Raw genomic sequence first — 13,320 nt, 5'->3', positions numbered from 1 at the left:
TACATAGATGCAACCGGGTTCCTATGTTCAAAAGCAGCTAGACAGTGTGGGCGAGTCCATACATAGGAGCGGCCTTGCGTCGCGATGGGCCGCAAAGCGGCCCCGGCAATATTGGCTGCGAAGCTGAAACCCTGGGGCCGCTTCGCAGCCCTATCGCGACACAAGGCCGCTCCTACATAGAGCGCGCCACCACGGGCCCGGCGTTGGCCTCGACGGCGCGTTTCAGGGCCGGGCACAGGCCGAGCATGAATGCCGCTTCTGCCACCACGAACAACGGCCCGATGATCAATCCGCTGACATCGTCGACAAACGCCGGCTTGCGGCCTTCGTAGTAATGGCCGACGAACTGGATGATCCAGCCCACCACGAACGCCCCCAGCCCGGCACCGAGCCACAGCGCTGTCGTCTGCATCGCCAGCACCTGGCCGACCCACAGGCATAGCCCAAGCAACAACCCCATCACCAGGCCGAAGCGCAGGTCCAGGCGCAGGTAGAACCAGACCGAGGCCGCCGCCGCCGGCAGGGCAGGGGAAAGCCACATGCCCGCCACCTCCCAGCCAGGGCGCGACAGCAGAATGGTGACCGCCAGCACGATCATCGGGATGCCGACGAAGTGGGTGGCGATGTTGCGTGGGTCGCGGTGGTAGCTGGCGTATTGGCTCAGGTGGTCGACGAGGGTTTTCATTGTTGTGCCTCCCTGTTCAGCTTTGTTTTGCCTGAACCGGCCTCTTCGCGGGCTTGCCCGCTCCCACAGGATCACCACAGTTTTCAAGCCAGGTGGATTACCTGTGGGAGCGGGCGAGCCCGCGAAGAGGCCAGTACAGGCAACCTGTGACCGGATAGTGATCAGGATAGCCCGCAGCCACCACCATCATCAGCTCAGCGAATGGCAGCAGCCCGCACTGGCATATCCAGCCCCACCAGCGTCTCGATCATCGCTCGCGCCGCCGGCGACAGCCGGTAACCGCTGCGGCTTACCACGCCACAGCGCACGCTCAGCACTTCCAGCGCCGGTGGCAGGTTGCGCCAGTGCAGGCGCACCAGGCGGCCGCTGGCCAGGTCTTCGGCCACGGCTTCCTCGCTGGCGGTGCCGATGGCATCGCTGGCCTGCACCACGCTGCGCAGCACGGCCAGGTGCTCGGTTTGCAGGTGCGGGGTGAAATCGCTGCGCCCGCTCAGGTTGGCCAGGCGCTTGCGCACGCCGGCGGCGAGCAGGGCGCTGGCCAGCGGGTAGCTGAACAGGTCGTTGGTCGACAGGCTGTCCTTGGCCAGCAATGGGTGCCCCGGGCGGCAGAAGAACAGGCCGGGGCGCGGTGAAAGGGGCTCGGTGTGGAAGTTGGGGTCGGCTTCGAACGGGCGGATATCGTCGACGAAAAACTCGATCTGCTCGCGGCGCAGAGCCTGGCCGAGGCGTTCGGCGTTGTCCACCAGCAGCGAGGTGCGGATGCCCGGGTGGCGCTCGATAAAGTGGCGCAGGGCATCGGGCACCAGGCGCACGGCCAGCGCCGGGCCGCTGCCGAAATGCAGCTCGCCGGCGTCGAGCTTGGTCATCTGCAGCACTTCGTTGCTCAGCTGCGCGGCACCTTGTACCAGGCGCCGGGCATGTTGCAGCACCACCAGGCCTTCGGGGGTGGGCGGCAGGGCTTTGCTGGCGCGGTCGACCAGTGGGCAGCCGAAGCTGTGCTCCAGGCTCTGGATGGCACGGCTGAAGGCGGGTTGGGTGATGCCCATGGCCTCGGCGGCACGGACGAAGCTGCGGTATTCGGTGAGGGCGATGAAGTAGCGCAGCTGACGGAGGTCCATGTCACGGCTCTGGGGCGGGGATCAGGGGCCTATTCAAGCGGTTGCTGCATATGTCGTCAAAGAAGGTTTATTGATTTATTTATAGCTTATAGTTATTTGCTGGGGCTTCTGGCCTCTTCGCGGGCATGCCCGCTCCCACAGGGACCGCACAAGTTTCAAGGCTGGTGCGGTCCCGCGAAGAACTTAGAGGAGATTCAGCGGGTAACTCACGATCAACCGGTTCTCATCGAACGAGTTGGTGCTGAAGTCCCGGCGCATGGTGGAGTTGCGCCACTTCACCGACAGGTCCTTGAAGCTGCCCGACTGCACCACATAGGCCAATTCGGTTTCTCGCGCCCATTCCTTGCCATCGTCCACGCCGCCTGCGGTGACGTTGTCACCCTTGATGTAGCGGTTCATCAGGGTCAGGCCTGGTACGCCGACGGTGGCGAAGTTGAAGTCATGACGCACCTGCCAGGAGCGCTCCTTGGCGTTGTCGAAGCTGGAGTTGTAGCTGTCGTTTGCCAGGGTGCCGCCGCTGGTGCCGTTGACCCGCATCCAGGCGTCGTCGCCGCTGACTTTCTGCAGGCCGACGTAGAAGGTGTGGCCCTGATAGCGCGCCGAGAGCATGGCCGAGGCGGTGCGGTTGTCCAGTTCGCCAGCGCGTTCGGCGCCGTCTTCCTTGCCGATGAAGTAGCCCAGGTTGGCGCCCAGGGTCCAGTCGCCCAGGGGCTGGCTGTGCACCAGGTTGAAGTACTGCTGGCGGTAGATGTCCTTGAGCTGGGCATCCCACAGGCCGATCATGGTGCGCTTGTCGTTGAAGGTGTACTCGCCGCCGCCAAAGTTGAAACGGTCGGAGGTGAATGCGGCCTTACCGTTCAGCGACATGTCTTCCATGCTGGCGTCGTTGCGCGGGCTGTTGCCGCGGAACTGGCCGGCGTACAGGGTCAGGCCGGCGATTTCCTTCGAGGTCAGCTGGCCACCGCGGAAGGTCTGCGGCAGTGAGCGGCCATCGTCCGAGCGCAGGATCGGCAGTACCGGCATCCATTCACCCACTTTCAGCTCGGTTTCGGACAGCTTGGCTTTCAGTGCCACGCCCAGGCGGCCGAAGTCATCGGCCGGGCGGCCGTCGTCGTGCACCGGCAGCAGGTGGGTGTTGGTGGTGCCTTTGCCGCCGTCGAGCTTGACCGAGTACAGGCCCAGTACGTCCACGCCGAAACCGACGGTGCCTTGGGTGAAGCCGGAGCGGGCGTCGAGGATGAAGCTCTGCGTCCACTCTTCGGCCTTGGCTTGCGGGTGGGCCGGGTCGACGAAGTTGCGGTTGATGTAGAAGTTGCGCAGGTTGAGGGTGGCCTTGGCGTCCTCCAGGAAACCACCTTGGTCGGCGGCGAACACGGGGAGTGCGCAGGACATGGCCAACAGGCCGGGCAGCAGCTGGCGTGCGGGTTGCAAAGTGCTCATCTGTCGTGGATCTCTTGTTTTTATGGGCGAGCCGGTACGCTGCAGGGTGCGGCCTGCAGGTGCGGGTCTTTTGGGATGAACCGGGGCAACGTTGCGTGTGAGGATGGTGCGGGGTAGGGCTGGGGTGAGGCAATTCGCCACAAACGGAAGCGGGCGATAATCGAACGGAATGTTCTGGTTGGTTAATTGTTTTTCCTGTGCTGGCCTCTTCGCGGGCTTGCCCGCTCCCACAGGATCACCACAGCTTTGGAAACTGTGGTGGCCCTGTGGGAGCGGGCAAGCCCGCGAAGAGGCCAGCACAGGCAAAACAAAACAAAAAGCCCACCGCGAGGGTGGGCTTGATGCTTTGACAGCTGCAATCAGCTCTTCGGTGCTTCCACCGCTGCCTGCTGGTTGTTGGCCTGCCCGGTCTGCTCGTACCAGCCACCGCCAAGCGCCTTGTACAGGTTGACCTCGCTGGTCAGCTGCGACAAGCGGTCGCCGATCAGTGCCTGCTGGGCGCTGAACAGGTTGCGCTGGGCGTCGAGGAAGGTCAGGTTGCTGTCGATACCGATGCGATAGCGGCGTTCGGCCAGGCGGTAGTAGTCCTGGTTCGCCTGCACCAGGTCGCGTTGCGCCTGCAGCTGCTCTTCGAAGGTCTTGCGCGCCGCCAGGCCATCGGAGACTTCCTGGAAGGCGGTCTGGATGGTCTTTTCGTACTTGGCGACGTTGATGTCCTTCTGGATCTTCGAGTAGTCCAGGCTGGCCTTCAGGCTGCCGGCGTTGAAGATCGGCAGGTTGATCTGCGGCTGGAACAGCCAGGTGCCCTGGCCGCCCGAGAACAGGTGGCCCATGTCGGGGCTCAGGCTGCCGGCATTGGCGGTCAGGCTGATGCTCGGGAAGAACGCTGCGCGGGCCGCGCCAATGTTGGCGTTGGCGGCCTTGAGCAGGTGCTCGGCTTCCTGGATGTCCGGGCGACGCTGGAGGATGTCCGACGGCAGGCCGGCCGGTACTTCGGCCAGTTGATCGGCATTGAGCTCCAGCGGCTTGGCCAGGTCGGCGGGAATGCCGGTGCCCAGCAGCACGGTCAGGCTGTTGACGTCCTGGGCGACCAGGCGCTGGTACTGCGAGTACTTGACCCGGGCGCCTTCCACGGCGGTACGCGCCTGGCTGACGTCGAGTGCCGAGGCTACGCCGACTTCGTTGCTGCGACGGGTGAGGTTGTAGCTTTCCTCGTAGGTCTTCAGCGTTTCTTCGGTCAGCTTGAACAGCGCCTGGTCGGCCTGCCAGGTGTAGTAGGCGTTGGCCACGCTGGCCACCAGGCTGATCTGCGTGGAGCGACGCGCCTGCTCGCTGGACAGGTAGGTTTCCAGGGCCTGCTCGGTCAGGCTGCGCACGCGGCCGAACAGGTCCAGCTCATAGGCGCTGACGCCCAGGGTGGCCGAGTACTGGCTGGTGATGCCCGCTTCGCCCGTCTGCGACATGTTCGCCGGTACGCGCTGGCGGCTGCCGCTGCCGGTGGCCGAAACCGCCGGGAACAGGTCGGCACGCTGGATGCGGTACTGCGCACGGTAGGCGTCGATGTTCAACGCGGCAACGCGCAGGTCGCGGTTGTTGACCAGCGAAGTCTGGATCAGTTGCTGCAGCGCCGGGTCGTGGAAGAACTGGCGCCAGCCCTGCTCGGCGGCGGCAACTTCCGCCGATTGCGTCGGCGAGTACGCAGGGCCTTGCGGCCACTGCGCAGCCACCGGCGATTCCGGGGTCTGGTAGTCAGGGATCAGTGAGCAGCCGCCAAGAATGAAAGCGGTTACTGCCAGGGACAACAAAGACTTGGTCATTGCCCAGCCTCATAACGTGGAGTTTCAGGGGTGACGTCTTTTTCCGGCTCTTTGCTGCCGAACAGTGACGACACTGCGACGAAGAACAGTGGTACCCAGAAGATAGCCAGCACGGTCGCACTGATCATGCCGCCGATCACGCCAGTACCGATGGCGTGCTGGCTGCCGGCGCCGGCGCCGCTGGCGATAGTCAACGGTACCACGCCGAGGATGAACGCCAGCGAGGTCATGATGATCGGGCGCAGACGCATGCGGCACGCCTCGATCGCCGCGTCGTACAGGCTGCGGCCTTGCTCGTGCAGTTCCTTGGCGAATTCGACGATCAGGATGGCGTTTTTCGCCGCCAGGCCGATGGTGGTCAACAGGCCGACCAGGAAGTACACGTCGTTGGACAACCCGCGCAGGCTGGTGGCGATCAGGGCACCGATGATACCCAGCGGTACTACCAGTACCACGGCGATCGGGATCGACCAGCTTTCGTACAGGGCTGCCAGGCACAGGAACACGAACAGTACCGAGAGGGCGAACAGTGCCGGCATCTGCGAACCGGAGAGTTTTTCCTCGTAGGACATGCCGGTCCAGGAGAAGCCGATGCCGCTTGGCAGTTCGCCAGCAATGCGCTCGACCTCGGCCATGGCTTCACCGGTACTGTAGCCCGGGGCCGGAGCACCGAGGATTTCCATTGCCTCGACGCCGTTGTAACGCGACAGCTTCGGCGAACCGTAGGTCCATTCGCCCTTGGCGAAGGAGGAGAACGGCACCATTTCGCCGGCGCCATTGCGCACGTACCACTTCTGCAGGTCTTCCGGGCTCATCCGCGCGTTCGGCTCGCCCTGGATGTACACCTTCTTGACCCGGCCACGGTCGATGAAGTCGTTGACGTAGCTGGCACCCAGGGCAATCGACAGGGTGTTGTTGATGTCGGCGATGGTCACGCCCAGGGCGCTGGCACGCTCGTCATCAATGGTCAGCTGGTACTGCGGCTCATCGTTCAGGCCGTTCGGGCGCACGGCGCTGAGGATCTTGCTCTGCGCGGCCTTGGCCAGGAACTGGTTGCGCGCTTCCATCAGCTTGGCATGGCCGACACCGCCGCGGTCCTGCAGGAACACGTCGAAGCCGGTGGCGTTACCCAGTTCGAGCACCGCAGGCGGGGCAAAGGCGAACACCATCGCATCGCGGAAGGTGAAGAAGTGCTGCTGGGCGCGCTGGGCAAGGGCGAACACGCTGTTTTCCTTGGAGCGCTCATCCCACGGCTTGAGCATGATGAACGCCATACCCGAGCTCTGGCCACGGCCGGCGAAGTTGAAGCCGTTGACGGTGAACACCGAAGCCACGGTGTCGGCCTCTTCGCTGAGCAGGTACTCACGCATCTGGTCGACCACCACCTGGGTGCGCTCGGCACTGGAGCCGGCCGGGGTCTGTACCTGGGCGAACAATACGCCCTGGTCTTCTTCCGGCAGGAACGCGGTAGGGATGCGGGCGAACAGCCAGATCATGCCGACCACGATCAGCGCGTAGGCCAGCAGGAACGGTACCTTGTTGCGCAGGATGGTGCCCACGCTGCGCTCGTAGCCGGTTACGCTGCGGTCGAAGTTGCGGTTGAACCAGCCAAAGAAGCCACGCTTGGCCACATGGTGCTCGCCCTTCTTCAGCGGCTTGAGCATGGTGGCGCACAGGGCCGGGGTGAAGATGAGCGCCACCAGCACCGACAGGCCCATGGCCGAGACGATGGTGATGGAGAACTGCCGGTAGATCACACCCGTGGAGCCGCCGAAGAACGCCATGGGCAGCAGTACCGCCGACAGCACCAGGGCGATACCTACCAGGGCACCCTGGATCTGCTCCATCGAGCGCTTGGTCGCTTCCTTGGGCGGCAAGCCTTCCTCGGACATCACCCGCTCGACGTTCTCCACCACGACGATGGCGTCGTCCACCAGCAGGCCGATGGCCAGGACCATGGCGAACATGGTCAGGGTGTTGATGCTGAAGCCGGCAGCGGCAAGGATGCCGAAGGTACCCAGCAACACAACCGGTACGGTCATGGTGGTGATGATGGTGGCGCGGAAGTTCTGCAGGAACAGGTACATCACCAGGAACACCAGGACCACGGCTTCGATCAGGGTGTGGATAACGCCACTGATCGATTCGGTGACCACCGGGGTGGTGTCATACGGGAATACTGCTTTCACCCCAGGCGGGAAGAACGGTTCCAGGTCGGCGATGGTCTGGCGCAGGGCCTTGGCGGTGTCCAGGGCGTTGGCACCGGTGGCCAGTTTTACTGCCAGGCCGGAGGCCGGCTTGCCGTTGAACTGGGCGCTGACGGCATAGTTTTCACCACCCAGGCCAACCTGGGCGACATCACCCAGACGCACCTGCGAACCGTCGCTGTTGACCTTGAGCAGGATCTTCTCGAACTGCTCGGCAGTCTGCAGGCGGGTCTTGCCGATGATGGTGGCGTTCAGCTGGGTACCCGGCATGGCCGGCAGGCCGCCGAGCTGGCCGGAGGACACCTGCACGTTCTGCGCGGCCACGGCGGTCTTGACGTCGACCGGGGTCAGCTGGAACTTGTTCAGCTTGGCCGGATCGAGCCAGATACGCATGGCGTATTGCGCACCGAACACCTGGAAGTCACCCACACCCGCGGTACGCGAGATCGGGTCCTGCATGTTGGAGACGATGTAGTTGGCCAGGTCGTCCTTGGTCATGCTGCCGTCTTCGGACACCAGGCCGATCACCAGCAGGAAGTTCTTCACTGCCTTGGTGACGCGGATACCTTGCTGCTGCACTTCCTGCGGCAGCAGCGGGGTGGCCAGGTTCAGCTTGTTCTGCACCTGCACCTGCGCGGTGTCTGGGTTGGTGCCCTGCTCGAAGGTGGCGGTAATGGTCATGCTGCCGTCGGAGTTACTTTCCGACGACACATAACGCAGGTTGTCGATACCGTTGAGCTGCTGCTCGATCACCTGTACCACGGTGTCCTGCACGGTTTGCGCCGAGGCGCCCGGGTAGGTCACGGCGATGGCGATGGCCGGCGGCGCGATGCTGGGGTACTGGTTGATCGGCAGCTTCAGGATCGACAAGGCGCCGACCAGCATGATCACCAAGGCGATCACCCAGGCGAAGATCGGGCGATCGATAAAGAACTTCGACATGGTTTACTCCGCTTTGGCGTCTGCTTTCGCCGCGTTGGCCTGAACAGGGCTGGCCGGCTTCTTGACGTTGGTGGCTTCGCTGACCTTGACCTCGACGCCCGGGCGCACGTACTGCAGCCCTTCGGTGATCAGGCGGTCGCCCGGGTTCAGGCCTTCCTCGATCAGCCAGTCGCTGCCCAGGGTACGGTTGGCCTTGAGCTGGCGCAGTTCGACCTTGTTCTCCTGGTTGACCACCAGCGCGGTCGGCGCGCCTTTCAGGTCGCGGGTCACGCCCTGTTGCGGGGCCAGGATGGCGTTGGCGTTGACCCCGGCCTTGAGCCGCGCATGCACGAACATGCCTGGCAGCAGGGTGTGATCGGGGTTGGGGAACAGGGCGCGCAGGGTGACCGAGCCGGTGGTCTCGTCGACCGCGACTTCGGAGAACTCCAGGCGGCCTTCCTGCTTGAACAGGCTGCCGTCTTCCAGCACCAACTGCACCGAGGCGGCGTTGTCGCCGGCCTTTTGCAGCTGGCCGCTTTCCAGGTCACGGCGCAGCTTGAGCAGCTCGGCGGTGGACTGGGTGACGTCGACGTAGATCGGGTCGAGTTGCTGGATGGTGGCCATGGCGTTGGCCTGGCCATTGCTCACCAGTGCACCTTCGGTGAACGAAGAACGGCCGATACGGCCGCTGATCGGTGCCAGGACCTTGGTGTAGCGCAGGTCGATCTGCGCGCTTTTGAGCGAAGCCTCGGCCTGCAATCGTTTGGCATTGGCGTCGTCGTATTCCTGCTTGGAGACAGCCTGTTCGTCGATCAGCTGCTTGTAGCGCTCGGCCAGCGAGCGGGTGGCCTGCAGGTTGGCCTGGGCATTGGCCAGGGTGGCTTCGTACACGGCAGGGTCGATCTGGTACAGCTGCTGGCCTTCCTTGACCTCACTGCCTTCCTTGAACAGGCGCTTGAGGATGATGCCGTTGACCTGCGGGCGCACTTCGGCGACGCGGTAGGCACTGGTACGCCCCGGCAATTCCGAGGTCAGGGTGAAGGCTTGGGGCTGGATGGTCACGACGCCGACCTGAGGAGCCTGCGCCGCTGGCGCTGCTTCTTCTTTCTTACAGCCACTGAGCAGGGTTGCCAGGGCGACGGCGGAAACCAGAGCGGTAACGGCTGGCTTGAATTGCATGAGGATCCTCGGGTCGCTGGAGCTGGGAGACGCTCAAGAGTAATGGAAGAGTCTTGATCTGGAAAAATTGCTATCCGGTGGATAAATAGCTTGCTAAGGAATATACTTACATTCATGGTTGTTTGTAAATACCGCTGGGTTGTACTTGGGTACTGCCACAGCCCTTGATTAGCTCCTCCGCGAGGCACCCTGCAGAGGTGCCCCCGGAGTGTTCCCCGCACGCGCCGCGCGTTCGGGGCAGATGAGGTTTGTACTGCCATGGTCCGTCGAACCAAAGAAGAAGCCCAGGAAACCCGCGCCCAGATCATCGAGGCGGCGGAAAAGGCCTTCTACAAGCGCGGGGTTGCGCGAACCACCCTGGCCGACATCGCCGAACTGGCGGGTGTGACGCGGGGGGGCGATTTACTGGCACTTCAACAACAAGGCCGAGTTGGTGCAGGCGCTGCTCGACAGCCTGCATGAAACCCATGACCACCTGGCGCGGGCGAGCGAAAGCGAGGACGAAGTGGACCCGCTTGGCTGCATGCGCAAGCTGTTGCTGCAAGTGTTCAACGAGCTGGTGCTCGATGCCCGAACCCGGCGTATCAATGAAATCCTGCATCACAAGTGCGAGTTCACCGATGACATGTGTGAAATTCGCCAGCAGCGCCAGGGTGCGGTGCTGGATTGCCACAAGGGCATCACCCTGGCGTTGGCCAATGCCGTGCGCCGGGGCCAGTTGCCAGGCGAGCTGGATGTCGAGCGCGCGGCGGTGGCCATGTTTGCCTATGTCGATGGCCTGATCGGGCGCTGGCTGTTGCTGCCTGACAGTGTCGATCTGTTGAAGGATGTCGAAAAATGGGTCGACACCGGGCTGGATATGCTGCGCTTGAGCCCGGCTCTGCGCAAATGACACTTTGTTAAGGATTGTGAGGGAGTGTTACCCCTTTGTGTTAAGGGGGGATTAATGCTTTCGGGTGACCTTGAACAAATCACAGATCCTGTGGGAGCGGCCTTGTGTCGCGATAGGGCTGCGCAGCAGCCCCGGCAATTTGTGCATCACTGCTGAAATCCTGGGGCCGCTTCGCGGCCCTTTCGCGACACAAGGCCGCTCCCACAGAGATCGCGTAGCTTCTAGCGTCCGCGCAGTTGCCGGTCGGGCAATGCAAACGCTGCAAACATTCCCAGCACGGCTACCCCGGCACTCCCCATCAACAGTTGCCGGAACGTCTCGAGCAACCGCCCCTGTGTCACCAGGTCCACTTCTCCGGCCTTCAGGCTCCCCAGCAAGGGATTACCCAGCGACTCGAACCCGCCCTGGTGCAGCAGCGCCAGCAGCAGGCTGGACATGCACGCCACCCCCATGGCCCCGCCCAGCGAGCGGAACAGGTTGGTGGTGCTGGTGGCCACGCCGATATCCTTGCTGTCCACCGCGCTTTGCGTGCCTACCAGCGAGGTCGGGAACTGCAGCCCGCACGCGATGCCGGTCAGCAGCATGAACAGTGCACTGAGCAAGGCCGACTGCGGCGGAGTCAGCGCCATGGCGAAAATGGCCAGCGGCATCAGCAGTGCGCCGGCCAGGATCTGCGGCTTGTAGCGCCCGGTCAGGCTGGTCATGCGCCCGCCGGTAAAGGCACCCATGGGCAGCCCCATCACCAGCGGCAGGAGGTGTAGGGCAGCGCTGTCGGCACCGGCGCCGGTGATGCCCTGGTAGCGCAACGGCATGAGCATGGTCAGGGAGATCGACTGGAAACTGGCGAAGAAGATCACGCCCCAGCACAGCACCGCCACGCGGTTGCCGAACAGGCCGAGTGGCAGCAGTGGCTCCGGGCAGCGGCGCTCATGGGCGATGAACAGCACCAGGCCCAGCGCGGCGCAGGCGAACAGGGCCAGCACGGCCGGGTCGGCCCAGGCGTGGCCCTGGCCGACCAGGGTAATGCCCAGCAACAGGCTACCCAGGCCGAGAATCAGCAGCACGGCGCCAAGGTAGTCCACCTGCGCCTCGCGGCGCTGCGCCGGCATGCCGCCGAGGGCGCGGCGGATCGCCCACAGTGCAACCAGCCCCAGCGGCAGGTTGATCCAGAACACCCAGCGCCATGACAGGTATTCGGTCAGCCAGCCGCCCAGCACCGGCCCGGCGACGCTGGCCACCGCGTACATGCTGCTGAAATAGCCCTGGTAGCGGCCGCGCTCTCGCGGGGGCACGAAGTCGCCGATGATCGCCTGGCTCACCGAGACCATGCCACCGGCGCCAATGCCCTGCAGTACCCGGGCCAGCACCAGCTGCTGCATGTCCTGGGCCAGGGCGCAGGCGATCGAGGCCAGGGTGAACAGGCTGATGCCGGTGAGGATCATCCTGCGCCGCCCGTACAGGTCGCCCAGCTTGCCGTAGATCGGCACGGCCACGGTCATCGCCACCATGTAGCCGGAGATGACCCAGGCCAGCAGGCCGACATCGTTGAACTGCGCCGAGATCGCTGGCAGCGAGACGGCAACGATGGTCTGGTCCAGGGCGCCGAGGAAGATCGCCAGCATCAGGGCGGTGAGCACGTTGCGCAGGGTGGTGGGGGGCAGGGCGGCGGTCACGGGGATACCTTGTTTATCGGTTGAGACTCTTCGCGGGCACGCCCGCTCCCACAGGTACAACTCAGGGCTTGAAGGCTGTGGTGTACCTGTGGGAGCGGGCATGCCCGCGAAGGGGCCCCGAAATTGTAACCTGAGTTAGGTAGCTTCCTATGTACTATCTGCATCCCCTATGCAAGATCGGCATTGGCGCATTCATCCAGTGCTGCATGGCTGCGTGATATCGTTGGTATGCCACAGAGGCTGAAAACCGGGGGCTTGCACCAGCTTGGTGCAACATTATGCCGCAGGTTTTCGCGCCGCTGTCTCCCACACCTTTTATTCCTCTGCCTGCATGTCGAGCATGACCGCCCAGATGGCGACGGTTGGAACAGGCCAGGTAGACCCGATTACAGGGGTCGGTAGTTACCGTTCGAATTTCAACTTATTTTGCGGAGTGATCATGCCCAAGGCTTCCCATCAAGATCTGCGTTTTGCCTTCCGCGAGCTGCTCGCTTCAGGTTCCTGTTATCACACCGCATCGGTGTTCGACCCGATGTCGGCACGCATTGCCGCAGACCTGGGCTTCGAGGTCGGCATCCTCGGTGGTTCGGTCGCTTCGTTGCAGGTACTGGCTGCACCGGACTTCGCCCTGATCACCCTCAGCGAGTTCGTCGAGCAGGCCACCCGTATTGGTCGCGTGGCGCAACTGCCGGTGCTGGCTGACGCCGACCACGGCTATGGCAACGCGCTGAATGTCATGCGCACGGTCATCGAACTGGAGCGCGCCGGCGTGGCTGCGCTGACCATCGAGGACACCCTGCTGCCTGCCCAGTTCGGGCGCAAGTCCACCGACCTGATCCCGGTTGAAGAGGGCGTCGGCAAGATCCGTGCGGCGCTGGAGGCGCGGGTCGATTCGTCGCTGTCGATCATTGCCAGGACCAACGCTGGCGTGCTCACCACCGAAGAAATCATCGTGCGTACCCAGAGCTACCAGAAGGCCGGAGCCGACGGTATCTGCATGGTTGGGGTGAAGGACTTCGAGCAACTCGAGCAGATTGCCGAGCACCTGACGGTGCCGCTGATGCTGGTGACCTACGGCAACCCGAGCCTGCGCGACGACGAGCGCCTGGCACGCCTGGGCGTGCGCATCGTGGTCGATGGTCACGCCGCCTACTTTGCCGCGATCAAGGCCACCTACGATTGCCTGCGGCTGCAGCGCGGCCAGCAGAACAAGTCGGAAAACCTCAGCGCCACCGAACTCTCGCATACCTACACCCAGCCCGAGGACTACATCCGCTGGGCCAAGGAATACATGAGCGTCGAGGAGTGACAGCGCCATCCCTGTAGGAGCGGCCTTGTGCCGCGAAAGGGCTGCGTAGCAGCCCCGACAATATTTGATGTGGCCAAGA

At 63.7% G+C, this 13,320-nt stretch carries 8 protein-coding genes and 1 pseudogene; 2 read left to right on the top strand and 7 right to left on the bottom strand.

The annotated features are described in order from the left end of the window. Positions 1 to 172: 172 nt before the first annotated feature. From ACGLHT_RS19795 to ttgA, 6 genes are all read right to left on the bottom strand, one after another. Positions 173 to 685 (bottom strand): DUF962 domain-containing protein, encoded by a 513-nt coding sequence (locus ACGLHT_RS19795; protein ID WP_025340488.1) that lies wholly within the window; start codon positions 683 to 685, stop codon positions 173 to 175. Between the two features lie 194 nt (positions 686 to 879). Continuing rightward, a complete protein-coding gene (locus tag ACGLHT_RS19790; RefSeq protein WP_137162343.1) occupies positions 880 to 1,803 on the bottom strand; it encodes a LysR family transcriptional regulator in 924 nt (307 codons plus the stop codon). A gap of 183 nt (positions 1,804 to 1,986) precedes the next feature. Beyond that, a complete protein-coding gene (locus tag ACGLHT_RS19785; protein WP_137162342.1) occupies positions 1,987 to 3,243 on the bottom strand; it encodes an OprD family porin in 1,257 nt (418 codons plus the stop codon). Between the two features lie 359 nt (positions 3,244 to 3,602). Beyond that, positions 3,603 to 5,060, bottom strand: coding sequence for an AdeC/AdeK/OprM family multidrug efflux complex outer membrane factor (locus ACGLHT_RS19780; RefSeq protein ID WP_025340485.1), 1,458 nt, complete (start codon positions 5,058 to 5,060; stop codon positions 3,603 to 3,605). After that, positions 5,057 to 8,209, bottom strand: a complete 3,153-nt coding sequence (gene ttgB, locus ACGLHT_RS19775; protein WP_075046219.1) for a multidrug efflux RND transporter permease subunit TtgB — start codon at positions 8,207 to 8,209, stop codon at positions 5,057 to 5,059. Before ttgB ends, ACGLHT_RS19780 begins: the two co-directional genes overlap by 4 nt. 3 nt (positions 8,210 to 8,212) lie before the next feature. Further along, entirely contained in the window at positions 8,213 to 9,367 is a 1,155-nt protein-coding gene (gene ttgA, locus ACGLHT_RS19770) for a toluene efflux RND transporter periplasmic adaptor subunit TtgA (protein ID WP_025340483.1), read from the bottom strand. A gap of 258 nt (positions 9,368 to 9,625) precedes the next feature. Between ttgA and ttgR the strand changes: the two are divergent. After that, a pseudogene (ttgR, locus tag ACGLHT_RS19765) lies at positions 9,626 to 10,259 on the top strand (efflux transport transcriptional regulator TtgR). A gap of 221 nt (positions 10,260 to 10,480) precedes the next feature. Here ttgR and ACGLHT_RS19760 read toward each other — a convergent pair. Next, positions 10,481 to 11,932 carry an MDR family MFS transporter gene (locus tag ACGLHT_RS19760; protein ID WP_137162341.1) on the bottom strand — a complete coding sequence of 484 codons (1,452 nt, stop codon included), beginning with the start codon at positions 11,930 to 11,932 and terminating at the stop codon, positions 10,481 to 10,483. 439 nt (positions 11,933 to 12,371) lie between these two features. Between ACGLHT_RS19760 and ACGLHT_RS19755 the strand changes: the two genes are divergently transcribed. Continuing rightward, on the top strand, positions 12,372 to 13,241 hold the full coding sequence (locus ACGLHT_RS19755) for an oxaloacetate decarboxylase (RefSeq protein ID WP_025340480.1): 870 nt from the start codon (positions 12,372 to 12,374) through the stop codon (positions 13,239 to 13,241). The last annotated feature ends 79 nt before the right edge of the window (positions 13,242 to 13,320 follow it).

It is taken from the genome of Pseudomonas sp. PsB (assembly GCF_043658375.1).
Classification (GTDB): Bacteria; Pseudomonadota; Gammaproteobacteria; order Pseudomonadales; family Pseudomonadaceae; genus Aquipseudomonas; species Aquipseudomonas putida_Z.
This window is presented reverse-complemented; position numbering and strand designations above follow the sequence as displayed.

Coding starts and splice junctions, on each gene's coding strand:
- ACGLHT_RS19785 (WP_137162342.1), bottom strand. CDS start 3,243: ATGAGCACTTTGCAACCCGCACGCCAGCTGCTGCCCGGCCTGTTGGCC.
- ACGLHT_RS19795 (WP_025340488.1), bottom strand. CDS start 685: ATGAAAACCCTCGTCGACCACCTGAGCCAATACGCCAGCTACCACCGC.
- ACGLHT_RS19755 (WP_025340480.1), top strand. CDS start 12,372: ATGCCCAAGGCTTCCCATCAAGATCTGCGTTTTGCCTTCCGCGAGCTG.
- ACGLHT_RS19780 (WP_025340485.1), bottom strand. CDS start 5,060: ATGACCAAGTCTTTGTTGTCCCTGGCAGTAACCGCTTTCATTCTTGGC.
- ACGLHT_RS19790 (WP_137162343.1), bottom strand. CDS start 1,803: ATGGACCTCCGTCAGCTGCGCTACTTCATCGCCCTCACCGAATACCGC.
- ttgA (WP_025340483.1), bottom strand. CDS start 9,367: ATGCAATTCAAGCCAGCCGTTACCGCTCTGGTTTCCGCCGTCGCCCTG.
- ttgB (WP_075046219.1), bottom strand. CDS start 8,209: ATGTCGAAGTTCTTTATCGATCGCCCGATCTTCGCCTGGGTGATCGCC.